Here is a 24,509-nt window from a genome sequence, read left to right on the forward strand (position 1 = left end):
CTCCTAGCGAACGCTCTTGATGGGAACCAGGACAAACGCTGCCACGACGACAGAGACCATCCCGAAGATGAACAGCGCGGGGTATCCGCCCAGCGAGCCGATGAGGATGCCGGCAATCGCCGGGCTCAGTGCCTGAGGGATGTTGGTGGCCACGTTGAGGATGCCCAGGTCCTTGCCGGCCGCGGAGCCGCCGCCGGGCAGGACCTCGGTCATCAGGGCGGTATCGCACGCCATGTACAGGCCGAAGCCGAAGCCGTTCACGGCGCTCATGATGATCATGCCCGTCATGTTCGGCATCACGAGCGGGAAGACCAGCCCGATGAGCATGAACACGGTGGCCGCGTAGATGAAGATCTTGCGCTTGCCGATCTTGTCGCTCCACCAGCCGCCAAGTGCGATCGACACGAGGGTGGTGGCCATGCCGGAAAGTGCCAGCAGGCCGATGGAACCGTTGGCCTCCGCCAGGCTCAGGCCGATGTAGTCGGTGAGGATGAACAGCTGGAAGGCGAAGATCACGAAGTAGCCGAGGATGAAGAAGAAGCGGGCGGCGAAGGCCCACGCGAAGTCGGGGTTCTTCTTGGGGTTGATCCAGAAGCCGGCGAAGAACTCCTTCCAGCTGAACCGCGTGCGCGGCATGTCCTTGCTGGAGAAGTCGCGGTTGAAGACCACAAACAGGAGCGTGGCCAGCAGGACGGCCACGCCGAAGATGGTGTAGCCCAGGCCCACGTTGCTGGCTAGCTGCCCCGCCACCACGACGCCGACGGTGCTCCCGGCCATGGTGCCGATTCCCACCATGGCGGAGGCGACGCCGCGGCGGGAGGTCGGGAAGCGGTCGGGCACGATCGCGGTCATGGGGCCCTGCAGCGCATTGAGCGAGACCTGGATGACGGCCCAGAAAACGGCGATCCACAGGATGGACTGCAGTCCGGAAAGCCCCATCAGGAACACGGCGCCGGACGCGGCGCCGATGATCATCCAGGGTGCACGCTTGCCCATCCGGCTGCGGGTGCGGTCGCTGAATGCGCCGACCAGGGGCTGGGCGAAGAGCGTGAAGATGAAGGACACGGTGCTGACGATAGCCAGGTTGGAGACCTTGTTGGCCTCGTCGATGGCAGCAACCTGGTTGGGCAACAACACGGAGATGAGGCCGCTGTAGGTGGCAAAGAGCACCATCGAGGTGATGGCCAGGGATGGCAGCAGCGAGCGGCTGGTCGGCGGCCGCGCGGATGGATCGCCGGTTTGGGCCGCGGCGTCAGGCAGGACGGTCTGGCCGGAGGGGCCTGCGTCGAAGGAAGGAGCTGGAGTGGACACGATATTCCTCATCATTGAGTTTCCCGGGATCAAGCTTCCGGCCGTCGGGGGTTGACGGTGCTAATTGATGAGTATGCGTCCCCCGGATCAATAGTTCAAGGGTTGAACTATATGGAAATCCGGAGCGGATCCAGCAGCAGCCTGTCCCGGGCGCTCCAAACCGCGCCCAGCAGCGCTGCATCCCCGTCCAGCCGGCCCGCCACCACGACGGTCGCCATCCGCGCCGCATCGGGCCACGTCGGGGGCCGGATGTCGGCAAAACGCCGCGCCACGGAGTCCGCCAGTCGCGCCCAGTAGCCGCCCAGGACAATGGCCTGCGGGTCGATCGACATGGCCAGGATCTGCAGGGCGCGGGCGATCCACCCGGCCGCGCCGTCCCAGGCCGCCAGGGCCAGGGGCTCGCCGGCCAGGACCCGGTCGGTGAGCTCGTCCAGCGCCGCTTCGAGCCCCCCTGCGACCAGCAGCGGCCCGAGGCCCGCCGCGTGCAGGACGGCGTCCGGCCCGGCAACCGTCACCAGGCAGCCGCGCTGGCCGCAGCCGCAGGGCTCGCCGTCGGGCACGAGCGGCACGTGCCCGAACGCCCCGGCCAGCCGGTGGGCGCCCTCGACGACCGTGCCGTTGAGGATGATCGCCCCGCCGATGCCCGAGTTGCTCTTCAGGTAGATCATATCCAGGGTGTCTTTGAGCCGGACGAGTTCGGCCGACGCCGCCAGCGGGGCGTCGGGCAGCAGCGCCGCGTCCGGGGGCATGCGGGGCTCGCGCTGCCGGAGCCCGCCCAGCACGTCGACCGCTCCCCAGCCCAGATCCGTGTCCGCGATGACCACGGGAGGCTCGCCGCCCACCGGCGCGAAAACGACGACCGTCATGTCCGCCAACCGCCGGCCCAGGTCCTGGCACGCATCAAGGGTCCGCCCCAGGACGGAGGCCATGACGTCCAGGACGGGTTCGGGTTGCCCCATGGGCCGGCCGTGCTGCTCGGCAATGCGCAGCAGCGGTTCGCCCGTGATCGTGGTGAGGAATCCGGTGACCCTGTCGGCGTCGAGCTGGAGGGCCAGGATCGCCACGTGGTCCGCGGCCAGGCTGAGCAGCGTCAGCGGCCTGCCCTTGCCGCGGGCGTTCTCTGGGGAGGCCTCGTGGATGATCGCGGCGTCAAGCAACACGGCGGCCAGCGCGGTCACCGAACCACGGGTCAGGCCGGTGCCATCGGCGATTTGGCTGCGGGAGCTGGGTCCGTTTTCCAGCAGGTAGCGGGCCACGATGCTCAGGTTGTGCCGACGCACGTCCCCACTGACAAGTGTCCCTGCGGCCTCCGCGGTGGCGGAGGAACTTCGAAGTGCCATGGCCCGAGTTTAGCCACAGGAGCGCCGAAACCTACTCCCCGGATGACGGGGGCGGGGCCACGATGTCGATGAGTGAAACCAAATAGTCGATGTGGCCTGCCATGTCGATCCCCGGCTCCAGCATCCACTGCACCTGCAGGCCGTCGGCTACCGCAATGATGATTGCCGCCAATTTCTCCGCATCGCGGTCCGCGGCGAGGAGCCCGGCGGACTGCCGTTCCCGCAGCGTCTCGGCAAGGGTGACGCGGAAATCCCGGTATCGCCCCACGAAGAAATCATGGGCGGGATGGGCGGGGTCGCTGGCCGCGGCGGAGAGCGTTGCGTACAGCTGGACCAGCCCGGGCACCTCGGCGTTGTGTCGCATGACACCGCTGATTGTCTTGAACGGATCTCCGCCAACTTCATGCTGCGCGGCGAAGTCGTGTTCGTCGCGCTTCTTCAGAATGGCCGCCAGCAGGTCTTCCTTGGAGTCGAAGTAGTGCATCAACCCCGGCAGGCTCAGGCCACAGGACCGGGCAACCTCCCGCAGCGACGTGCCGCGGTATCCTTCCCGGGAAAAGATCGCCAGGGCCGTACGCAGAATTTCCTCGCGCTTGGCGACGCCTTTGGGATATGGGCCTTTCGGGGACATGCCCCCGATCATACAACACTGCGCCTTGGAGCCCTCCCCTTGTGCAACAAAACAGCTCAATGTATGTTTTTGCTAATCGCGCCCATGCGGCGCCCATCCGAAAGGACACGAGCCCATGAGGGTTTCACGCTCCGGGGACTCCCCGGCACCGCACCGCCAGGCAAACGACCGCCCCGCACTCGACGGCGCTGCCGCGGATGCCTGGGGCCCCCTGGCGACCAGGTCGCTGGGCTAGTGACAGCCATGGAAGGGGCGCCCCACGAAACGCCCTCGGGGCGGGTCCGCCGCGACGCCTCGGTGCGCATTTTGGACAACGGGCGCAGGAGATGGCAATGGCTTGCCAGTATGCTTTCCGTTGCCTTTGTCGTCATGATGCTGCTCGCACTGCTGCCGGCACCCGCGGCCCCGTTCTTCCAAGGCTTCGATGAGTGGTGGCACGCGCTCGTGGCCGGGCCCCCGGACTACCAACCCTCCGGCGCCGTCGCATGGCTCAATGCATTCGGCGGCCCGCCGGGCCTGGTAATGCTGCCCCTGCTCATCATTGGACTGCTCCTTGCCCGGCGGCGGTGGGCGGTCCTCTTCACCGTCCTGGTCTACATCGTGCCGATGCTCTTCGCGCAGCTGTTCAAGAACGTGGTGGACCGGCCCCGCCCGGAGAACCCGTTGGTGATGGTGGACCACGGATCGTTTCCCTCCGGACACGTCACCCTGACGGCGGCGCTCATGGTCATGTTCATCGCGCTGCTCTCCCCCGCGGTGCGGCGCTACTGGTCGCCGGTGGCCGTGGCCTTTGTGTTGGTCATGATTTGGAGCCGCACGTTCCTGGCGGCCCACTGGCTGAGCGACACCGTGGCCGGTGCCGTGCTGGGCGCCGGGGTGGCGCTGATGCTGTGGTGGCTGTGCGCTCCCCTGCTCGCCCGCGACGACGCCCGCCGCAACCAGCGCAAACTTGCAACGACTGTCCAGATGGCCAAACTCTCCAACACAAAGGAACCAACCCCATGATCGATCCCCCGGCAACCAGCCCCGTTGATCCGGCCTTCCGCAACGCAGGCCTGCCCGTCACCAAGCGGGTCGAGAACCTGTTGTCCCAGATGACGCTGGAGGAAAAGGCGGGCCTGTTCTTCCACACCATGATCACCATCGGCGAGGACGGGGAACTGGCGGACGCCGATCCGGTCTTCGGCATCCCCTCCACCTCGGATCTGGTCGAAGGCCGCGGCATGACCCACTTCAACGTGTTCGGCGCCGCCGCCAGTGCCACCCAGATGGCGCTCTGGCACAACAAGTTGCAGGAGTTGGCCGGGGCCACCCGTCTGGGAATTCCCGTCACGCTGTCCACCGACCCGCGGCACTCGTTCACGGAAAACCCCGGCACCGCGATGCTGGCGGGGCCGTTCTCCCAGTGGCCGGAACCCCTCGGCCTGGCGGCGATCGGTGACGCCGACCTGGTTGAGCGCTTCGGCGACATCGCCCGGCAGGAATACACAGCCGTCGGGCTGCGCGTTGCGCTGCACCCGCAGATCGACCTGGCCACCGAACCGCGCTGGGCTCGCCAGGTGGCGACCTTCGGCGAGGACGCGGAACTGACCGGGAAGCTGGCGGCCGCCTACATCCGCGGCTTCCAGGGAGAGTCCCTAGGCCCGGATTCCGTGGCCACCATGACCAAGCACTTCCCCGGAGGCGGCCCCCAGAAGGACGGGGAAGACCCACACTTCGCCTACGGCCGCGAACAGGTCTACCCCGGGAACAACTTCGAGCACCACCTACTGCCGTTCGAGGCCGCGTTCGACGCGGGCAGCAGCCAGATCATGCCCTACTACGGCATGCCCGTGGGCACCGAGTACGACGAGGTCGGCTTCGGCTTCAACAAGTCCGTGATCACCGGCCTGCTGCGCGAGCGCTACACGTTCGACGGCGTCGTCTGCACCGACTGGGGCCTGCTCAGCGACGCGGTCATCGCCGGTGAGCCCTTCCCCGCCCGGGCCTGGGGCGTGGAACACCTCTCCACCCGGGAGCGCATGCTGGCCGTGCTCAACGCCGGGGCCGACCAGTTCGGCGGCGAAGCCATCCCGGAGCTCTTGGTCGACCTGGTCCGCAGCGGGAAAATCAGCGAGGAGCGGATCGACGTGTCCGCCCGGCGGCTGCTGCGCGAGAAGTTTGTGCTCGGGCTGTTCGACTCCCCGCTGGTCGACGTCGAGCGGGCCGAGGCAATCGTCGGCAACACGGAGTTCCGGGCCGCGGGCGAGGCCGCCCAGCGCGCATCGTTCACTCTGCTGGCCAACGGGACCGATGCCGCCGGGGCACCGATCCTGCCCTTGTCCCGCGGCATCAAGGTCTACCTGCAGGGCGTCTCCGCGGAGGCGGCGGCGGGCTACGGAAAGGTGGTCGATTCCCCGGAGGAGGCCGACGTCGCCATCGTGCGCCTGCAGGCGCCGTACGAGCAGCGGGAAACCATGTTCGAGAACTTCTTCCACGCCGGCTCCCTCGACTACCCGGCGGAGCAGCTTGAAGGCCTGGTCGCACTGTGCGGCATGGTGCCGACGGTGATCGACGTGTTCCTGGACCGACCGGCGATTCTCACTCCGCTGGTCGGCGAGGCAGCTGCCATCACCGCCAACTTCGGCGCCGGCAGCCACGCATTGCTCGACGTGCTCTTTGGCGTGGCCGACCCGCGGGGCAGGCTGCCCATGGACCTGCCGCGCTCCATGGACGCCGTGCAGGCAAGCCTTCCGGACGTGCCGTTTGACACCGCCGACCCCCTGTTCAGGTTCGGCCACGGCCTGGGCTTCAGCACCGGGTCCTAGCAGGACACCCGGCGCCGGCGACTTCCGTTTCGATGCCGGCCCGCTCGCGTCCCCGTCAACACCTCCGGGGACGCGAGCGGGCCGCATGCCAAAGGCGGCGGACACCAACGTGAAACCCCGCTTACTCGGCGCAGCACCGAACACCGGGCAAGCGCTAAAGCAGGAGCGCCGATGCCGCGTAGTCCAAAAGCCCAGGCATCCCGACGTCAGCATGTACCCGCCGCAGGCGTTGGGCTCCCGTGCCGTTCTCGAACAGTCCGGCCAACCCGCGTTCGACGAATGACAAGTCTCCGTGGCGGGAAAGCACCGGTTCAATTCTCGCCATGAGGACACCCACGATTTCTTCGGCAGGGCGGCTCTCCCCGTCGCCCGGGTCGATCAACTCGCCGCCCAGCCCGTCGCGGGCGGCTTTCCACAGGGCGATATCCAGCATCTCGGGATCCGCCACGCCATCGGGTTGGGCAGGATCCTCGAGTTCGGCACCGACCACGGCACGAATCAACAACGCAATCAGCACCGAATCCTTGGCTTCAAGTTGGGTGTCCGAGGCCCGCACCTCGATGGTCGGGTAGGTGTCGGAAAGCCGGGCGGCCCATGCGATGTGGCCGCAGTCAAGAACGACATCGGTGGCGAGCATTCGCTTAAGCCGCAGGTCGTAGTCGTTGATACCGGCGAAGCACGGCGGGATTCCCTGCACCGACCACCGGCGGTAGTGGATGGTCCGCCAGCTGGCGAAGCCGCTGTCGCGCCCCCGCCACATCGGGGAATTCCCGCCGATAGCGGTGAACAGCGGCAGCCACGGACGCAGGGAATTCAGAACCCTCACCCCGGCTGCCCGGTCCGGCACCTCGACATGCACATGCAGTCCATTGACATATTGGTCATCGACGATCCCCGCGGCACGGGCCGCCATGTCTCGGTAGCGCGGAGTGTCGGCCACCGTGGCAGGATGCTCGGGGACCACGGGTGCGGTGCCGATCCCCACCGCCCGGAACCCCAGCGACTCGGCTCCCGTTGCCAATGCCCGCCGATACCCCTGCAGTGACTCCAAGGCCTGCTTCGCGTTGGTGCAGATGGGCGTGGCACTCTCAGTCTGGCAGGAGAGCAGCTCCCTGCTGGTGCTGCTTCCACCGCCTTCGATGTTCATAAGGGCCGCAACGGCACTCTCGTCCGGGACTGCGGGCAGGCCCGTTTGGGCGTCCACGAGGAGGAACTCCTCTTCTATGCCGAATCTACGCACGTCGTATTCTCCTCAAGACGATCCTTCCTTTGCCGCAGCGCTTCGCAGCGGCATTTCGGGTGGCTGCCGCCGAGTGTCCTCGAACGACGTTGCCGGCCAATGACTCCAAGCGAGGGACGTTCCCTAGCCCGTTGGTGCGACCCGCCACAATTTACGGTTTTTGGCCCAGCCCCTTCTTGGCGGCGTAAAAGGCGACCTTCGCAATCATGACCAGTACGCCGATTCCTGCCATCATCTGGATGGCCACGAGCACTCGGGTCAATTGCGTCACGGGCACAATGTCGCCGAAGCCGACGGTGGCGAAAGTGCTGGACGTGAAGTAGAGGGCGTCCACCCTGTCCAGGCGCTCGCTAAACGACGACGGATCCGTCGTAGACAAGGACAAATACAGCAAGGCGAATAGGAGCAGGAACGCTACCACGCATTCCACCACCGCCTCCACCGCTCGGACCTGCGGAACGCCGGCGGCAACCACGATGCGGACCTGCAGTCCCAGCACCACCAGAAACACCAAACTCACCACGGTTAGCCGGACCCATGCTGCAAGGGGATCGACTTCATTGAACCCGTCGACGGGTATCAGGAAATACAGCAGCATCCCTGCCGTCAGTACGAGGACTAGCCTCACGACCGCTAGGAGCGTGACTTGGATCCTTCGGGTCCTATCCAGATCTTTGAAATCGATCTGGGCCTTCCGTCGTGCCATGATTTGTCCTCACTCTCCGGAGTCGTGTCGCGTCCTGACGCTGTGGTCCGTGGAACGGGCGGCCTCCAAGATACGGTCTTGGAGGCCGGTGTTGGACGAACCGGTTTTCGCGGGTGGTTTTTGGTTTACGGTGTCGGCTCCGTATCGGGTGCCAGCCCGCTACATGCTGCACCTGTCAGGTCAACGCCCCTTCCTTGATGAGTTCGTATTCCTCGGACGTGATGCTCCCTGCGTCGAGCAAGGCACGCGCCTTCGTTATCGCGTCGCCGGGGCTCTCCCCCGCGGCTGGGTGGACATGATGGGCCTGTGTATACCGCTGGTTTCTCTCCGCCATGCCGGCGCCGCGTGCGATCAGGTATGCGAGGCTGCCAACGATCGGCAGGAACACCAACCCGATAATCCACAATGCCTTGAACCAGCCATTGAGCATCTTGTCCCTGAAGAGGTCTCCCACGATCCAAAAGAGGACGCCAACGAACGCGATAACCAGGTAAAACCAGAACGTAAACCAAAGCAGGTCCCAAAAATTCTCCCAGAAGTCCATTCTCGTTCCTTCAAATCAGGTGCCCATGGAGCGGTGCATAGCGGTCGGTCATCGGAGGCTGTCCCCGTGCAGGTGGAACATCCGATTCCCGCTCAGAGGCACGTCGGCGGGCTGCCGGCAACCGGTGAAGCTAACACTTCAGTTCACTTCGCAGCGAGTCAAGGGCAGTGCCAACGTCGTTTGCCTCGGTCCGCAGGGAGTCAATCGCGACCGGCACCTTGGTGTCGTCAGGCACCGACTCGACGGCGGAACGGAACTCGCCCAGGCTGGACTCGAGTTCGTTCATGCGATCCTGTGCCACATTCTCGGCTTCCGCCAACAGTGAGTCATAGGCGTCGCTGACCTTGTCACGCGCCGTTTGAAGTTCTTCGATGGTCGCTTCCGGAGTCAGTGCGTTCCTGAACTCCACCAGTGCCGACGACATGTTGTTTGCAGCTGTGCAGGCTTGCGAAACATTCTCCTCCGGGCTTGTGGAGGTGCAACCGCCCAGGGCAAGACCGATTGCTGCAGCGCCGAGTACCGTGGCGCCAAAAAAGGTTGGATGCTTGCGTCTCATGACCCTCCTCTCGGGAACCGCAATTCGGGGAGCAGCATTGCCGATCCCCGAATTGTGGTATATCCCACTATGCGACGTGATCCGGCTTGGCGCGCCACACATATTGGATGACTTTTGCCGCACCACGGAAAACTTCGTGCAAGCCTGCTTGCACGTGTTCCGCCCGGCAGCCTGCGTCTTTGCCAAATTCGCGACGTCGCGACCGGCGGCCACGACGTCGCGGTTTTCGTTCGGTTTCGGCCGCCGCCCCTCGACCCCGGCAGCGCGGCGGCGGCCACCCGCTGCCGCGCTTTATCACCCGACACAGGTGATTCACTGAAAGTCGTTCCGTGCTGTGATAGTTGTTGGAAAGGATTACTCATGTGCCGCTGGCTTGCATACTCTGGTTCCCCCGTGAACCTTCAGGACCTTTTGTACGGACCCGAGCACTCGCTCGTGGTGCAAAGCAAACACTCCACCATGGGCGCCGAAACGACGAATGGCGACGGCTTCGGTGTCGGTTGGTATTCGGCCTCGCCCCGCCCCGGCGTGTTCCACAGCGCGGAGCCCGCCTGGAACGATCGGAACCTGCGGGAGCTTTCTGCCCAGGCCCATTCAGGCCGCGTTTTTGCCCACATCCGCGCTTCCACCGGTTCCGCGGTCCAGCAGACAAATTGCCATCCCTTCCGGCACGATCGTTGGTTGTGGATGCACAACGGGCTCATAACCGACTTCTCGCGGGTGAAACGCGATCTGACCCTGGCTGTAGACCCGGAATTGTTCCCTCAAATCGAGGGTTCCACGGATTCGGAGTTGTTCTTCTACTTGGCCCTGACCTTTGGCCTGGCTCGGGATCCGCTTGCAGCGGTTGCCTCGGCTGTCGGTTTCATTGAACAGACAGGGCACCAGCACGGAATCGAGTACCCCATCCAGATGACGGTGGCGACCACCGATGGGGAATCGACGTGGGCCTTCCGCTATTCCAGCGCGGGCAAGTCACGTTCGTTGTACTGCAGCACGGACATTACGGCGCTTCGCACCCTGCATCCTGCCAATGAACTGCTGGGAAAACTCTCGGATGACGCGCGTTTGGTGGTTTCCGAGCCGCTGGGATCCATGGAGGGTGCTTGGCACGAGGTTCCCGAGTCTTCAAGCCTGCTGGTGCACGGCGCGACGATCGAGCTTGCGCCTTTTTCCCCCATCGTGAACTGACTACCCTTGCGGTGTTGTTCCGCCCGCGAGCCGCCCCGCTTCACGGAAAGCTTTACCAGGGTGAAACAACCCGGTCCGGGGCTCCTCGATTGACTCCGGTTGATGGAATTTCTGGTTCCTGTGCAGCACGGGTTTTGCCGTGGGCGCTCAATGTCGAACCGATTCCCACGGGTGTGCTGCGGCAGCACGCCGTCGCGACGATCTCTTCTTGTGATGATCAACACCCATGGCCGGTCGGTCCTGGCCTCCATGGCATCAGGTTCCGGATGATTCACGGCAAGACTCCCCCGGATGCCGTCCATATCCCTGTAGGCCTACTTGCTCCTGAGAAGGTGATGCCCGACAGGAATCTCACCTATGCCGGGTGACGCGCCGGTTGGCAGTACCGGCGGATACTTCGAGACACAAGAACACGGGAACCAGTAGCGAAGCTTCCCGTATCTGTTGTTCAAAGGAGAACCCAATGCAACACAGACTATCCAGAACGGCGGGCCCCCTGGCCCTTGCTGCGGCAGCACTATTGCTTGCCCTGGCCGGATGCGCACCGCAACCCCCCGCAGAATCGGCCTCACCGGTCCCCACTGACATGGCCTCACCGGTCCCCACGGAAATGGTTTCACCGGTCCCCACGGAAACGGTCTCACCGGTCTGTTCGTCTGCCGACGCCTTGGCTGCGTCGCTTGACGAGTTCCACAACACGTTGACCCCGGATGCCACGCTCGAGCAGGTCGGTGCGGCACGGGACAAAGTGGTCATGTCCTACGACGCCCTCGTTGCTGAGGTGAAAGACGTCGCCCAAGAACGGGTCGCTGAACTAAAAACCCAGGTTGACCGGTTGAAGGCAACGGTGGAAAGCGTGAAGGAAGGCGCGAAGGTCTCGGACGCCATCGAGGAACTGGAGAACCAAGCCGACGCAGTCGACACGTCGCTGAACAGCCTTGAGAGCCAACTCAAGTGCTAGACACGTTGGCCGGCCCGGAAGGCTTCAAAGCCTTTCGGGCCGGCCAACGCGCTCTTTCCCGAGATGCAGGACTTCGTGGTCGGTTCTCCGCCAGTGAGACCATCACAGGCAAACCCACGGCGGGCGATCGGCAATGACCTGGATGCCACCCTTCGGGAACGCGCCTTCGAATAAGGAGTAAAAATGGACTTCTGGACTGGTTTCTGGGACTTTTTTTGGTTCCTGTTCTGGATTTACGCCTTCATGGCGGTTCTGCTCATGCTCTTCTCGGTCGTCTCGGATCTCTTCAGGGACAAGGCCCTCAACGGCTGGCTCAAAGCAGTTTGGCTTGTTTGTCTTGTCTTCGTCCCGTTGATTTCAATCCTTGTGTACCTCATCGCGCGCGGGGATGGCATGGCGGCGCGGAACCAACGGCAATACATCGCCCGCCAAGAAGCCCAATCGGAATACATCCGATCAGCTGCCGGTGGCGCGAGCCCCAGCGACGAGATCACCAAGGCTCGCGCCTTGCTGGACTCGGGGACCATCACCACCGAGGAATACACCCTCCTCAAGGAAAGAGCCCTGGGTGGCTAGGCGGAACGGCGACGGCGACCGGAAAGCCCGCAATGCAGAACAAGGTGCTGTGGCGTGATGTCTTCAGAAGAAATGGAACCAGTCACTAGCACGCCGGCCCGGGCCCAAGTCGTCGTGGCCGTCGGCATGTGCGTCGCAATCTGGTGGCCTTCGTTCACCTTGGGTGCATGGGGAAGGCTGTTCTTCGATCAAGTCCTGTCCGTTTGGGCCGCCGCAACAGCGGCATTGCTGGTCGTCATATTCCGTCGCGACGGGGGGCGTTATCGCACGCGCAGGGTGGTCGCTTTGCTGGTGCCCTCCCTGTGGCTGGTGCTCGCCATTGCCGGCACGAACGACGGAGGCACACTTGACGTGCTGACGGATATCCTTGGCAGCACCGTTGCCGTCGTGGGTATTCCGGCAACGATGTGGGTGTTGTCTCGCATCATTTGGCCCGAGCTGGGTTCTGGGCTGACGATGGGGCGCCGTGTCCTTGTCCTCGCTTCGGTGCTCTTCATTGCGGTTTCCGCCTATTTGCTCGGTGTGAACAACGCGGCATTCATGACGTGTGAAGATTTCACGGTAAGTGGCAATTCAGAACCCGCGGGGTGCGCATCAGAGCCCCGGGACCAAGACCGAAGTCGTGGATCGGCACCGGCACCAGTGGTTCCTGCACAAACCGTGCTCGACCCGATTTGGGGTGGCCCACATGCTTGAGGACGTCACCTCGCTTCTTGTGATCAGTGCGGTCGCGGTTGCCGCCCCGGCGCTTGCCCGCCTTGCCGGGAAAGTCGCGCCCATCCCCATCGTGGTGTTCGAGATCCTTTTGGGAATAGCCGTGGGACCCAGCATCCTGGGGTGGGCCACGGCGAACGACCACGTCGAGCTGCTGTCCGAGTTTGGCTTGGCCATGCTGTTCTTCATGGCGGGAAACGAGATCGACTTCTCCCAAATCAGCGGGCGTCCTCTCCGGCGGGCATCCATCGGTTGGGTGGGCTCGCTGGTCTTGGGCATTGGCATCGGACTCCTCCTCTTTCCGTCGATGGAAGCGGGATTCATCGTGGGAATCGCGCTCACCACGACCGCGCTGGGAACGATCATGCCGGTGCTTCGCGACGCCGGACAGCTCACAACCAAATTTGGCACCTCGGCCATCGCAGTGGGAGCCCTCGGCGAGTTCGGGCCGCTACTGGCGATCTCCCTGTTCCTCAGCGGACGACGGCCGGCTGAAGCCCTTGTGGTTGTCATCGTGTTCGCCGTGATCACTGTCGGGGCGATCCTCGTGGCCAGCCGTCGGCGGCACGCACGATTGCATCGACTGGTCACAGCCACGTTGCACACCAGCGGGCAGTTCGCCGTGCGAATCGCGCTGTTTGTCGTCATCGCGCTTGTCACTTTGAGCATCGCCATGGGGCTCGACATGCTTCTGGGTGCATTCGCCGCCGGTGTGTTGAGCCGCGTCGTGCTCCGTGGCGCGAGCAAGGGGGATCGCCACCTTGTCGAGTCCAAGCTCGAAGCCGTGGCCTTCGGTTTCCTGGTGCCGATCTTCTTCGTCACCACCGGAGTCACCTTCGACCTCGCCGCCTTGGTGAGTTCAACCACCGCGCTCCTTTTGGTGCCGGCGTTCCTCGTGGCACTGCTCGTGGTACGCGGAATACCCGGAGCGTTTGCGGCTCCGCACGGCGCCGCGGTGCGTCAACGCGTCTCCCTTGGGCTCTTCAGCGCGACCGGCCTGCCGCTGATCGTGGCGATCACGGGGATCGGCGTCACGGAGGGTGTCCTGTCGGCGGCGACGGCGGCGGCCCTCGTCGGTGCAGGCATGTTGTCGTGCCTGCTCTTCCCCCTCACGGCCCTCAGCCTTTTGCCCGGCGTTTCTCCCCGGGTCAAACCGAAGGCAAGCATGGATGGCGAAGCCTGAGCGCACAGCAGAGGGTTCTTCCGCAATCGGCCCAGGGCGGCGTTCCGCGGCGGAATGTGCAACAACTCGATCCGGGTCGAGTGTCCCGAAGGGTTGTAGGCGCCCAGTTCCGCGCCTACCGTGGAGCTTGTGAGGGAAACACCGGTTTCAACCGGGCCGTCCGGCTCGCATGCGAAGACCCGTCCACCCGAATACCAGCTTGGAACGTTGCGGCGTCGGCGGCTGGAAGAAGCCGTGTCTTTCGCCGACGGCTCCCACAGAACGACCGTGCTCTCCGCGCCCGCCGGCTACGGAAAAACAACGTTGCTGGGCGATTGGTCGCGCGGTACCGATGTGGCCTGCGCGTGGCTGTCCCTCGAATTGTCCGATGACGATCCCGGTGACCTGTACCGCTGGGTCGTCATAGCGCTACAGCAGGCTGCGGCGAACCTTCGCGGACCGGGGCGCGACGCGCTGTTGCTTCTTGAGCCGAACCCGGGCAAGGATCCGCCGGAGGACTACCGCGGCGTCGTCCGGGCGCTGGAGCGGCTTTCCGAACCCATGGCGCTGGTCATCGACGACCTCCACCTGGCTGGCCCCGCCCTGGACGGCGGACTTCTTGGAACACTGGTCAGGTCCGGGCCTCCCCAGCTGCATCTGGTGCTTTCCTCGTGCGGAGACCCTGCGTTGTCCCTCGCCGCACAACGGCTACGCGGCACGGTCACCGACATAGGGCCCGATGCGCTCGCATTCACGCTGGAGGAGACCTGCGAGCTGCTGTCGGTACACGGATTTGACGGGGCTTTGGAAGGCGCCGGGCTCTGGAAGGCGACGGCGGGATGGCCCATTGCCATTACGGAGGGCCTGGTCCTGCGGGAGGGACGCGCGGCCCCTGTGGACGCGTTCCTGCCGGAGCCTCGGCGGGCCTTTTTGGACTACGTCGCCGAGGAGGTGCTGGCCCGGTATCCCGGTCCGCTGGCCGACTTCATTCTTCGCGCCACCACGGGCGACTCGATCAGCGGCCCGCTGGCCATCGAGCTGAACGGCAACTCCGATGGCGCCATGTGGCTGGCGCATTGCCTGCGCAATGGCATCTTCCTTCAGGAGGAACGCGGCCGCGGCCCCGAAGTCCTGTACCGTTGGCAGCCGCTCTTCGCGGCGACGTGCCGCGCCATCCTGTCCCATCGGGACCCCCTTCTCGTCCAGGCCCTGCACAGCTCCGCGGCCCGGTACTACCAAGACGTGGATGTCTTCACCTGCGTCTCCGAAGCCCTGCTCGGAAACGAACCCAAAACGGCAGTGAAGTCGATGGGGAAACATTGGCTGGAGGTATTGCTGGGCGGTGGGTCGGCGTCCCTTGAACAGCTTTGCCTCAAATTGCCGTTTCCCTGGAGCGAGGATCCGGAAATACTACTGATCCGGTCATGCTGCCGCGGCGTCGCGGGCGACCTGTCCTCGTCGGTGGCATTGCTCCGCCGTGCGCTGGATGGAATCGGCGCCCTCGGCGGCCGGCGCCGCAACCGATTCGAAACCAACCGCACGCTGTTCGAACTGTTCATCCTCGGCAGCGGGGCCCCCGGAACGGCGGTGCTCCGGGGCCGGCAACTTGTAGACCGTGCCACGGAATACCCCTCAACCGCGCTGGCCAACGGACTATTCTTGCTGGGCAGGGCCGAGGCACGATCCCCCTCTGCGGGACGGGCATCGACCGAGCTATTGCAAGCGGCCACCGCGTTGGGCAGGGCCAACGGCCTCACGACTGTCGAGCTGTGCGCTGGCGCAGAGCTCGTCTTGGCGCTCTCGCTTAACGGCGACTTCGCCGTCGCCGAAGAACAAGGCGCGGCGTTGCTCGACCAGGCCGAGGCCTTCTCATGGCCTTGTAGGGAACGCCTTGCCCCGGTAAAGGTCGCGCGGGGCGTGGCGGGATACTGGCAAGATGACTTGGCCCGCGCCGACGCCGAACTTTCCGAGGCGCTTGAAGTCGGCAGCGATCCGTTTCCGGCCGACTCGCTGACCATCGTTTACCGTGTGCTGGTCGACTGCGCCACCGGTGACTCCGCCGGGATCGCAGCGTCGGCGGCGGCACTCGAAGCGTTCGATGCCCGGCAACGCGACGACTCGCAATGGCCGGCCCTGAGGGTGGTCGCCACGGCCAAATTGCGTGAGGCGGAAGGCAACATGGAAGGAGTCGCAACAATCATTCGCCCCCTGACCAAGGGCGGCGTCTCCCCGCTGGCCGACGTCCTGATCGCCGAACTGCTCAGGGCCGTTGGCGAACCCGGCCGTGCGATGGCGTGCTTGGGAGCCCTCGCGGACGAATCCAACCCACCATATGTCCAAGCCAGTGGTGCTCTGACAGAGGCGCTCATCGCCCATTCGGCCGGAGAATCTGAAGTTGCCCACGAGCGACTCGAATACGCAGTCCAGTGCTCCGAACCAGAGTCCATCCTGCGACCCTTCGTCGAACGGCGCCCGGACCTACTCCCGCTGCTGGTCCAGCATTTGGTGTGGGGAACCGACCACGATGCATTCATCGCAGCCATCTTGGCGAAGCATCCGTCTGAGCAGGTTCAGCGCAGTCAGCGTTACTTTGGGACGCTGTCGGAACGTGAACGAGAAGTACTGGTCTATATGAGATCCATGTTGACTGCTGCAGAAATCGCCGACTCCCTGTTCGTTTCTGTCAACACGCTCAAGACACACCAAAGATCGATCTATCGCAAGCTCGGCGTCACGAGCCGCAGGTCGGCCATCCGCATGGCTCTGGAGCAAGGGCTGATCTGAATTCGCATGGACGGAATACATCCAAGGCTCGTACCGGTCTGCCGCCCGGGATTGGCACACCAACGCCGACCCATGTGGAGCCGCAGACTGGACAGAGGCTGTCGTTTTCAGAAGTCGTCCGCACTAACCTTAGATATGGTCAAGAGCCGCCAGTACGGATTGTGCCGGCCGTGACAACCGAGGAACATCGGATTATTGCCGAGCGGGGCCTGCAGCGCCTGCCGGATGACGAGTGGGCACGTTTGCGGCGGCAGGATGCTGTCATTGGCCCGTTGGCGGCGATGGATATCGTTGGCCATCCGGCAGCAGACGATGCCACTGGGCAACTTGAGTTGTCCCGCGGCATCGGCATCACCATGCCCCTGGGTTTCACCCACCTCGCCGCCACCACCCCACCGGAACGGATCGGACGCACCATGGGGTCGGCGGAACTCGGCCGGGAGGCCGGCGACGCGGGCGGACCGCTGATCTTCGGGGCCGTCGCCACGACCGTTGGCCTCGCCGCCGGGCTCGGGACCCTCACGTTCCTCATCGCCGTCATCGCCGTGGTGTGCGCGGTCTTCCTGCGACACGACACCCGCCTGTAGGTTTATTGCCCTTGTAGCTACAGGGATCCTGGTCGAACCGGGTCCGGCGGACATCCACCAAGGGGCCGGGACCGATGCATACGGCCGACTGGCTGTACCGGACACACGAACAACTGCAGACCACGGTGTCCAACTTTGCGGCCCTTGGCGCTGGAAACCACGGTCCTGGAGCTTCAAAGCTTTTTGCAGGGTTCGGCCGGGACAATCGTTCCACGGCTGAAACTGGGATTCCATGTCGGCGTGGGGTTTGCGAAGGCGGTACCCAGGGCCCACGGGGAAAGCCGAACGACCCGATTTTCGGGTTCCCCCGCCCGGGAAATTCGGGTCGAGCGCCGCACCACCATGGCGGCGCCAACGAGGATCCCGGGTTCCCCAAGCCCGGGCCCTCGTTGGCGTTCCCGGACCGTTCGGCCTACGGACGCCCCGGCGCATTGCATAGGCCTTCGGACACCAGTGCGGTTGACTTCGAAAAACGACACCCCTCACACGCCTCCCGGGTGTCCGGCGCCACCCTCTGGAGAGGGTGGCATCACTGGCCGTCGACCGAGCCCGGAATGCGGGACTGTCCTGGGCCGTGCTGGCCCTGCGGGTCTCGGGTGGCCGTTTACACGGCAAGTCGTATTTGTTATCTCCAGCGCCAACTCCCTACCCTGGTTCCTTGTGTGTGTCTTCGGCGTGGCCGCTGTCGGTTTCGATTGGCCCCTGCCTGCGGGCCAGCTGGTCCTGGAGCATCCCTATCTGGGTCGTGAGGCGGGCAAGCTCCCCGCTACTGGATGTTTCGGCTGCTTCCGTCCGTCGATCGGTTGCGGCGGCCACACTTTCCACGAGCCAGGAGGATAGTGTCGCGGTGACCATGCCCAAGGCGGCGAACCCGCCGATCATCAGCGCGACCGCAGCCCACCGGCCGGGAGCGGTGACGGGGTAATAGTCGCCATAGCCGATCGTCGTGGTGGTGACCACCGCCCACCACAATGAGTCGCGCATCGTGGTGATGTTCGCGTTCGGGGCGCTTCTTTCGAAACTGAGGACGCTCAGGGCGACGGTGTAGATCAGCAGGATTGCGGAGACAAGGACGTAGGCCATGACGCGCGTTCTGATGGCAGTGCCCGGGGCCCGGTCCATTACTTGGCGCAGCTTGAGTGGGCGCAGGAGCCGCAATGGCCGCGCTACCGGGACCACCACCATGAGCAGATCCAGGGGGTGGCGGATGAACCACCGGCCCGGCCGGGGGGCAAGGAGCAACTTCACGATGTAGTCGACGGCGAAAATAGACCAGGTTGACCAAATGGCAATTGCCAGGGCGGCGGCGTAGGGGGCCGGCGGTTCGACAATGACCAGGATGGAGTAGGCCGCCAGGAAGAGGAAAGCCGCACCGAGGAGGGGCCACTCGGTATACTTTTGCCACGTCTCTTGAGTCATGACTGAATCCTAGGACTTTGCCCCCGGGATGTCCCCACGCCGTGGGTGCCCGGTCCTTGTGACAGGGGCCGACTCTGCCGGTCCGCCGATCAGCAGGCGCCTCTCCCCCGGAAAAGGCAGGGCCGTCAACAAGCCGCCCACAACGCTAGTGGACGATCTGGTTGGGTCAGTATTAGCTGTGCTTTTGGTTCGGATTGGCGGCTCTTGTGGCCTCGGGCGACACCGCTGGAAACAGGAACCGCTGCGCCAACCAGATGCGTAGTCATGATGTTGATGAACAATTCGTCAGGCCCCGCGGGCTCATGTTGCCCGCTGAGCGCTCCGGCCAGCGTTGGTTACTTTCCGGGCTGAACGGCCTCGGACAGATACTGCGCGCGATCCTTTGCCTCTAGCGTGCTACGCCCGGCACCGGCGGCTGAGGTCAGCTCATTTTGCACAATAGCGGAAGTGACGGCCGTCGTCATAGCCACCGCATGACGTCGTGGTAGCGAGCATCCGCCAAGCACACCTCACCCACCGCGCCCACGCCTTCCGGGACTTCTGTCTCCAACGGCTGGTCAGCCCGGGTCTCTCCACTGAGTGACAAAAAAAGCGGCACGCCATGTCGTCACCGCAAGTGCAGAAGACTCTGGACATTCAGTGCAGGCGACTTCTGACCCTTCTATGCTTCGAGTCAAGGCATAAGCGTTTGAAGTTTCCTGAAGAGTCGCCGGGCAATGGATCGCTTGAGGCACCGGCGGATCTCCTTGATGCCTTTACCCTCGGCGGTCCGCCGCTGCCCGTAGTCCTTCGTCGTGGCGTCGAACTGCATCCGCGTCGAGGAAGCGTCGCAGGGTTCCGGGTCTCGGCAGGGGCGGCTCCGACTCCTGATATGGGGTTTCATTCCCGAAGGATGATGACTGCGGGCATCCCAAACGTGTGGAATGAAACTAACCTACCTGCGGCCATCAGCGAGGCAGGAATGCACCCCCTCAGCGGCTCGCTTCTCTGCGGCCATCTCCATGCATGGGAGGGGCACCGGGTTCATGGCAGTCGATCGAAAGGAACGCACCATGGGAAACTCCAATATTCATCCTGATGCCGTGATTGTCGGCGGCGGGTTCGCCGGGGTGACGGCCGCTCGCGAGTTGTCGCTGCGCGGGCGAAGCACTGTGCTGGTCGAGGCGCGCGACCGGCTGGGCGGCCGGACCTACACGGCGGACCACGACGGGCACGCGATGGAACTCGGCGGCACCTGGGTCCACCCCGCGCAGCCGAACGTATGGGCCGAAATCAACCGCTACGGTCTCGAGACCGAACCGCTTCCCGCCCCGGAAGGGCTGCGGCAGGCGATCGTGTCCGGCGGCCGCATCGTGGACCTGTCGGACGACGAGGTCGCACAGGGAGTCGCGGCGCTCGACCAGTTCTGCGCACCGGGCAAGACGCTGTTCCCGGAGCCGTACGGAGAAACGTGGGGTCCGGATCCTCAGGGCTACGGCGATCGATCGATGCGCGAGCACCTCGAGACCTTGCAGCTGTCCCCCCAGGTGCGCGACTGGGTGGAGACGATGTGCTGCCTGGTCGCGTTGGGCCCGCTCGACCAGGCAGCCGCCTCCGAGTTCTTCCGGACCTACGCCTTGTCGGGGTGGAGCGTGGAGCAGGCCATGGCAGCGCTGACGGCAACGAAACTTGTGAAAGGGACGCGGGAGCTGATCGGTTCCATCGCGGAGCAGGCACGGCTTGCCGACATCCGCCTCAGCACGCCCGTGCTGAGGGTCGCGCAGGCCGACGGGGAGGTGCGCGTCGAGCTTGCCAATGGAGACACCATCAGTGCGCCGGTGGGCCTCATCGCGCTCCCGATGAATGTCCTCAACTCCGTGGAGTTCGATCCTCCCCTGTCCGAGATCAAGCGGACCGCGTCGACCGAACGCCACGCCGGCGCCGGCATGAAGTCCTATGTGCGGGTGAAGGGCGACATCGGCAACGTCAGCGTGATGGCTCCCGAAGCCCACGCGCTGAACTGGGCGGTGACCTACCGCCACGGCGCGGAGGGAAGCTGGCTGGTCGCGTTCGCCGCCAACCCGGACAAGTTGCCCATGGCCGGGTTCGACGATGTGGCCGGCATGCAGGAAGCCCTGCAGCCGCTGCTGCCGGGCGTTGAGGTGGAAGAAATTTTCGGGTGGGACTGGGTAAACGATCCGCTCGCGCTCGGCACCTGGTGCATCTACAGGCCCGGGCAGCTGGCGCAGATCCTGCCGGACCTGCGCACCACGGAAGGCCGGCTGTTCTTTGCCGGTGCCGACTCGGCGATCGCGTGGCGCTCCTTCATCGATGGAGCGATCGAGAGCGGATACCGTGCGGCGCGCGACATCGACGAGTACCTGGGCGCAGGCAAGGGCTAGGCACGAGCCACTGCCGGTCCGCTTCGTCGAACCATCACAAAACAAACATTGGCCGAGCAACCGCGGGCCACCATCTTATCTGGAGGAATCATGGCAAACACCACCGAATACCGGAGCTCCACCGTGGCCGCAGGGTCATGGGAACCGCTCATCCTCGAGGGCCGGGAGACCGGCGAGGTCCACTGGCTCCGCGGGGAGGGAGAAGCCGCTCCAGTGGCGGGGCTGTGGCGGATCGGCCCCGACAACGGCGCGGAGTTCCCCTACTACGTGCACGGCTCCGACACCTTCCACGTGATCGAGGGCGAGGCCGAGCTCGAAACCCCCGACGGCGAGAGGATCAAGCTCGTCCCCGGGGGCATCTACTCGTTCCCGGACGGGTTCACGGCCACCTGGCGGACGCGGTCTCCGTTTGTGAAATTCTTCGTCATGGCCTGAAAGCAACCGGCCCGCAAGTCGGGCCGGTTGCACCCCGATACCTTTGTAGTAATTCCGGAATGATTCCGTTACCCCGACATCAATGATCCAGGGGTAACGGGGCAGTGCCCGTATTTCGCGGATGACATGTACGTCTGCCATGCTGCGGACCCGACGATGATCGTTGACATGGTGCTGTTCTTGTCGTCGTTTACATTCCGGGTACCCACCAACAGGAAGCTCTGCGGAGTGACGGTAATAAACCCCGCCCCAACTCCTTGACACCCCTAGGGGCGGGGTCTATTACTGGGGGTGTCCGCTACATCCCTTTTCGTCCAAGGAACAATCATGGGATCCACGCCCTACGGAGTTGTGCACTTCTTCCCGGGAGGCACCAAGGAGCAATACGACGTTTCACTTGCCGCGGTCCACCCGGCAGACGGGAGCCTGCCGGAGGGCCAGATCTTCCACGCTGGTGGTTCTTCCGCCGGCGGTTGGACAATCATGGCCGTCCACGAATCGAAGGAGAGCTGGGAGAAGTTCCGCGACGGCACACTCCTTCCCCGCTTGCAGGAAGGCATCGAGGGCGGATTCACGTCGCCGCCCGAAGAGACCGTCATCGATCTGTACAAGGTCATGCCCTAGCGAAGCGTGAGGCCGCTGCCAACTTGATTGGCAGCGGCTTTCTTGCGCACTGTGGCATAAGTGGAGAAGGAGACGGCCATGCCCGAGATCCCGAATTACTTCGAAATCGGTACGCCCGACCCGGAGGAGGCCCAACGGTTCTACGGCTCGCTCTTTGACTGGACGTTCGGCGAGCCCTCGCCGGCCGGGTACAGCATGGTGAACGGCGACAAGGGCGGACTGTGGGACACCACGCCGATGGGTGGCGGCTCCTGGGCGGTTTTCTATGTGCAGGTCGACGACGTCAGGGCGGCCATTGCCCGGGCCCAGTCGCTCGGCGCAAGCGTTGCACTCCCCCACGTCGACAACGGGTCCATCGAGTTCGCCCGCCTGCTTGACCCGCGGGGCAACCGCTTCGGCGTGTGGCGCCCGAAGCAATCGGACTAACCCGACGGACACCTGTCCTATTTGTCAGGCCTGAAACCGAACCCGAGCAGACCATCCGGCTTCGTTCGTGCGCTCGGGGAAGCGGCGCTCGCCGATATGCCGCTGGCGCCCGGTACCCATCACTTGAGCACCATGTCCGCCTCGGGCAAAGCGTCGGTGGACATGGTGATAGGACGGGCACTCGGACTCGTTGGACTGCGCCACTCGACTCTTGATAAAACCGGACCCACAGGACAGTGTGGGTTGAGGCGCAATGCGGGGCAAGCCAACGAGGGAAGCAGCAAATCCCCCACAAGGGAGGGACAAAAATGTGCCGCCTATTCGGGATGCATGCGGGCCAACACCCAGCCAAGGCCTCGTTCTGGCTGCTGAAGGCTCCCAACAGCCTGCAACGCCAGAGCCACTACGAGCCCGACGGCACGGGAATCGGTTCGTTCGCCCCGGACGGCAGCCCGTTCATCAGCAAACAACCGATCTCGGCGTGGCATGATTCCGAATTCGCCTTCGAAGCCAAGCACCTCGAGAGCAGCACGTTTCTCGCCCATGTCCGCTACGCAAGCACCGGCGGACACACTCCCCAGAACACCCATCCGTTTGTGCAGGACGGCCGCCTTTTCGCCCACAACGGCGTGCTGGGCGGCCTCGAGGAACTTGACAGGCATTTGGCCCTGCGCGGGACTTCGGAATTGCTCCTGGGCCAAACCGATAGCGAGCGAGTGTTCGCCTTGACCACCGCGGAAACACGCCGGGCCGGGGGCGACGTAGCCGCGGGGATCACCGCCGCACTTGCCTGGATCTCGGACAGCCTTCCCGTCTACAGCTTGAATTTCATCCTGACCACGGCCACCGATCTCTGGGCGGTGCGCTATCCCCGAACGCACGAGCTCTACGTTCTGGAGCGACGCATCGAACACAACTTGCCCCGCGAACCGCTGGTCATGCATAGCAACCGGATCCATGCACACAGCCCTGCGCTGGCCGCACGCTCGTCCGTCATCGTGGCCACGGAGATGATGAATGCGGATCCCGGCTGGCGCCTGATGGAGTCCGGCGAACTGCTACACATCGATAGGGGGCTCGGTGTGGAATCCACGTTCCCCCTGCCCGAAAACCCTCTTCGACTGGTGACACTGGAGCAGCTGGACCCCAAGTCCGCAGCCTCCCAGCATCCACAGCGCCTTGCCGGGTCGTCCTGAACAAGGATCGAGAATCCATGGGGTCATTCACGCGACCAACAACCCGATTCGAACATTTCTTCGAATCGGGTTGTTGGCAAATGGGCGAAGCCGTTGAGACTCACCCACTTCTTTAAGGAGACCGATGACTGTGCAGCTTGAGAATATGGATTCATGACCATCACTGCCGACCCGTGGACTTCGGCCCCCTCGTCGCCAGGCGTCCGGGTGAAGCTCGTGCAAGTGCCACGGGACGTACTCGATGCCCTTGCCGACGGCGACCTCGCCAAAGCCAGATCCCTGACGGACCTTGGCCTGACGCCGTACCTGACAACCGCCGAATGCCGAGGCGTCTGGCACAGGCGCCGTGGGCAAATCGCCATGGATCCCACAGAAGCGCCCTGGGTTACCCGGCTTGTCGTTGACGCAGGAACGGGGACGGTCGTTGGACGAGCGGGATTCCACGGCAAACCGGACGCGACGGGCATGGTCGAAATCGGCTACTCGATAGACCCCCTGTTCCGCCGAAGGGGCTACGCACGGTATTCCCTGTTGGCGTTGATCGATGCCGCCAGACACGATCCCCGGGTGAACACGGTGCGGGCAAGCATCCGCCCGGACAATACCCCGTCGCGCAACCTGGTCGATCAGTACGGTTTCCGCGTAGTCGGAGAACAATGGGATGAAGAAGACGGATTGGAAACCGTGCTTGAGCTCAACGTTGGATAGACGCCCCCGAACCATCCACCACTGGCCGGAGACGCCAATCGCCGGTTTCCACCGGTTCGGGCGCGTATAAAGAGGAGAAATCCGTCGATCTCGAACCCGGGATTAACGCGAAAGGTATCGCACCAACCTTTGCGCACAGGCGCAGCGCAGTAGTCTCGCAGCTGTCACTGACAGCGGTTACGGGAACCCCCTCATGGATCCTTGTGGATG

23 protein-coding genes are annotated in these 24,509 nt (G+C 64.3%); 15 read left to right on the plus strand and 8 right to left on the minus strand.

Annotation, left to right across the window (positions count from 1 at the left end; all coding sequences use genetic code 11):
- Nucleotides 1-3 precede the first annotated feature (3 nt).
- From JOF47_RS07415 to JOF47_RS07425, 3 genes are all read right to left on the minus strand, one after another.
- Complete coding sequence (locus JOF47_RS07415) at nucleotides 4-1,311, minus strand: MFS transporter (protein ID WP_209996976.1); 1,308 nt, start codon at nucleotides 1,309-1,311, stop codon at nucleotides 4-6.
- 107 nt (nucleotides 1,312-1,418) lie between these two features.
- Nucleotides 1,419-2,651 (minus strand): ROK family protein, encoded by a 1,233-nt coding sequence (locus JOF47_RS07420; RefSeq protein ID WP_209996977.1) that lies wholly within the window; start codon nucleotides 2,649-2,651, stop codon nucleotides 1,419-1,421.
- A 31-nt stretch (nucleotides 2,652-2,682) separates the two neighbouring features.
- On the minus strand, nucleotides 2,683-3,282 hold the full coding sequence (locus JOF47_RS07425) for a TetR/AcrR family transcriptional regulator (protein WP_209996978.1): 600 nt from the start codon (nucleotides 3,280-3,282) through the stop codon (nucleotides 2,683-2,685).
- 243 nt (nucleotides 3,283-3,525) lie between these two features.
- On the opposite strand from JOF47_RS07425, the gene JOF47_RS07430 reads away from it, so the two are divergent.
- Together JOF47_RS07430 and JOF47_RS07435 are read left to right on the plus strand one after the other, a co-directional pair.
- Nucleotides 3,526-4,287, plus strand: a complete 762-nt coding sequence (locus JOF47_RS07430; RefSeq protein ID WP_245356648.1) for a phosphatase PAP2 family protein — start codon at nucleotides 3,526-3,528, stop codon at nucleotides 4,285-4,287.
- The gene (locus JOF47_RS07435) at nucleotides 4,284-6,089 is read left to right on the plus strand and encodes a glycoside hydrolase family 3 protein (protein WP_209996980.1); all 1,806 of its coding nucleotides are present in this window, start codon (nucleotides 4,284-4,286) and stop codon (nucleotides 6,087-6,089) included. Before JOF47_RS07430 ends, JOF47_RS07435 begins: the two co-directional genes overlap by 4 nt.
- A gap of 154 nt (nucleotides 6,090-6,243) precedes the next feature.
- Here JOF47_RS07435 and JOF47_RS07440 read toward each other — a convergent pair whose 3' ends face one another.
- The 4 genes from JOF47_RS07440 to JOF47_RS07455 all read right to left on the minus strand — a co-directional run bounded on the left by JOF47_RS07440 (nucleotide 6,244) and on the right by JOF47_RS07455 (nucleotide 9,135).
- Nucleotides 6,244-7,329, minus strand: coding sequence for a carboxylate-amine ligase (locus JOF47_RS07440; protein ID WP_342592730.1), 1,086 nt, complete (start codon nucleotides 7,327-7,329; stop codon nucleotides 6,244-6,246).
- Between the two features lie 151 nt (nucleotides 7,330-7,480).
- On the minus strand, nucleotides 7,481-8,035 hold the full coding sequence (locus JOF47_RS07445) for a potassium channel family protein (RefSeq protein WP_209996982.1): 555 nt from the start codon (nucleotides 8,033-8,035) through the stop codon (nucleotides 7,481-7,483).
- Between the two features lie 175 nt (nucleotides 8,036-8,210).
- Nucleotides 8,211-8,579 (minus strand): SHOCT domain-containing protein, encoded by a 369-nt coding sequence (locus tag JOF47_RS07450; RefSeq protein ID WP_209996983.1) that lies wholly within the window; start codon nucleotides 8,577-8,579, stop codon nucleotides 8,211-8,213.
- A 130-nt stretch (nucleotides 8,580-8,709) separates the two neighbouring features.
- The gene (locus JOF47_RS07455; protein WP_209996984.1) at nucleotides 8,710-9,135 is read right to left on the minus strand and encodes a basic helix-loop-helix domain-containing protein; all 426 of its coding nucleotides are present in this window, start codon (nucleotides 9,133-9,135) and stop codon (nucleotides 8,710-8,712) included.
- A 114-nt stretch (nucleotides 9,136-9,249) separates the two neighbouring features.
- Here JOF47_RS07455 and JOF47_RS07460 point away from each other — a divergent pair, with 114 nt between their 5' ends.
- From JOF47_RS07460 to JOF47_RS22490, 7 genes are all read left to right on the plus strand, one after another.
- A complete protein-coding gene (locus tag JOF47_RS07460; protein ID WP_342592731.1) occupies nucleotides 9,250-10,326 on the plus strand; it encodes a class II glutamine amidotransferase in 1,077 nt (358 codons plus the stop codon).
- Nucleotides 10,327-10,789: 463 nt separating this feature from the next.
- Nucleotides 10,790-11,287 carry a hypothetical protein gene (locus JOF47_RS07465; RefSeq protein ID WP_209996985.1) on the plus strand — a complete coding sequence of 166 codons (498 nt, stop codon included), beginning with the start codon at nucleotides 10,790-10,792 and terminating at the stop codon, nucleotides 11,285-11,287.
- 183 nt (nucleotides 11,288-11,470) lie between these two features.
- Nucleotides 11,471-11,863: an SHOCT domain-containing protein gene (locus tag JOF47_RS07470; RefSeq protein WP_209996986.1), complete on the plus strand. Its 393-nt coding sequence runs from the start codon at nucleotides 11,471-11,473 to the stop codon at nucleotides 11,861-11,863.
- Nucleotides 11,864-11,920: 57 nt separating this feature from the next.
- Nucleotides 11,921-12,559: a hypothetical protein gene (locus JOF47_RS07475; protein WP_245356650.1), complete on the plus strand. Its 639-nt coding sequence runs from the start codon at nucleotides 11,921-11,923 to the stop codon at nucleotides 12,557-12,559.
- Nucleotides 12,552-13,760 (plus strand): cation:proton antiporter, encoded by a 1,209-nt coding sequence (locus JOF47_RS07480; protein WP_209996988.1) that lies wholly within the window; start codon nucleotides 12,552-12,554, stop codon nucleotides 13,758-13,760. The genes JOF47_RS07475 and JOF47_RS07480 overlap by 8 nt, the downstream gene beginning before the upstream one ends.
- Nucleotides 13,761-13,994: 234 nt before the next feature.
- On the plus strand, nucleotides 13,995-16,523 hold the full coding sequence (locus tag JOF47_RS22305) for a helix-turn-helix transcriptional regulator (protein WP_209996989.1): 2,529 nt from the start codon (nucleotides 13,995-13,997) through the stop codon (nucleotides 16,521-16,523).
- Between the two features lie 170 nt (nucleotides 16,524-16,693).
- Nucleotides 16,694-17,110, plus strand: coding sequence for an MFS transporter (locus JOF47_RS22490; RefSeq protein WP_377737972.1), 417 nt, complete (start codon nucleotides 16,694-16,696; stop codon nucleotides 17,108-17,110).
- Between the two features lie 645 nt (nucleotides 17,111-17,755).
- Here the strand turns inward: JOF47_RS22490 and JOF47_RS07495 are convergent.
- Entirely contained in the window at nucleotides 17,756-18,529 is a 774-nt protein-coding gene (locus JOF47_RS07495) for a potassium channel family protein (protein ID WP_209996990.1), read from the minus strand.
- A 1,025-nt stretch (nucleotides 18,530-19,554) separates the two neighbouring features.
- Here JOF47_RS07495 and JOF47_RS07500 point away from each other — a divergent pair.
- The 6 genes from JOF47_RS07500 (at nucleotide 19,555) to JOF47_RS07525 (ending at nucleotide 24,299) form a co-directional block, all read left to right on the plus strand.
- A complete protein-coding gene (locus JOF47_RS07500) occupies nucleotides 19,555-20,910 on the plus strand; it encodes a flavin monoamine oxidase family protein (RefSeq protein ID WP_209996991.1) in 1,356 nt (451 codons plus the stop codon).
- A gap of 90 nt (nucleotides 20,911-21,000) precedes the next feature.
- Entirely contained in the window at nucleotides 21,001-21,345 is a 345-nt protein-coding gene (locus tag JOF47_RS07505; RefSeq protein ID WP_209996992.1) for a cupin domain-containing protein, read from the plus strand.
- A gap of 327 nt (nucleotides 21,346-21,672) precedes the next feature.
- On the plus strand, nucleotides 21,673-21,969 hold the full coding sequence (locus JOF47_RS07510) for a hypothetical protein (protein WP_209996993.1): 297 nt from the start codon (nucleotides 21,673-21,675) through the stop codon (nucleotides 21,967-21,969).
- A gap of 78 nt (nucleotides 21,970-22,047) precedes the next feature.
- Entirely contained in the window at nucleotides 22,048-22,395 is a 348-nt protein-coding gene (locus JOF47_RS07515; protein WP_209996994.1) for a VOC family protein, read from the plus strand.
- Between the two features lie 308 nt (nucleotides 22,396-22,703).
- The gene (locus tag JOF47_RS07520; protein ID WP_209996995.1) at nucleotides 22,704-23,591 is read left to right on the plus strand and encodes a class II glutamine amidotransferase; all 888 of its coding nucleotides are present in this window, start codon (nucleotides 22,704-22,706) and stop codon (nucleotides 23,589-23,591) included.
- A 153-nt stretch (nucleotides 23,592-23,744) separates the two neighbouring features.
- The gene (locus JOF47_RS07525; protein WP_209996996.1) at nucleotides 23,745-24,299 is read left to right on the plus strand and encodes a GNAT family N-acetyltransferase; all 555 of its coding nucleotides are present in this window, start codon (nucleotides 23,745-23,747) and stop codon (nucleotides 24,297-24,299) included.
- Nucleotides 24,300-24,509 lie beyond the last annotated feature (210 nt).

Source organism: Paeniglutamicibacter kerguelensis (genome assembly GCF_017876535.1).
Classification (GTDB): Bacteria; Actinomycetota; Actinomycetes; order Actinomycetales; family Micrococcaceae; genus Paeniglutamicibacter; species Paeniglutamicibacter kerguelensis.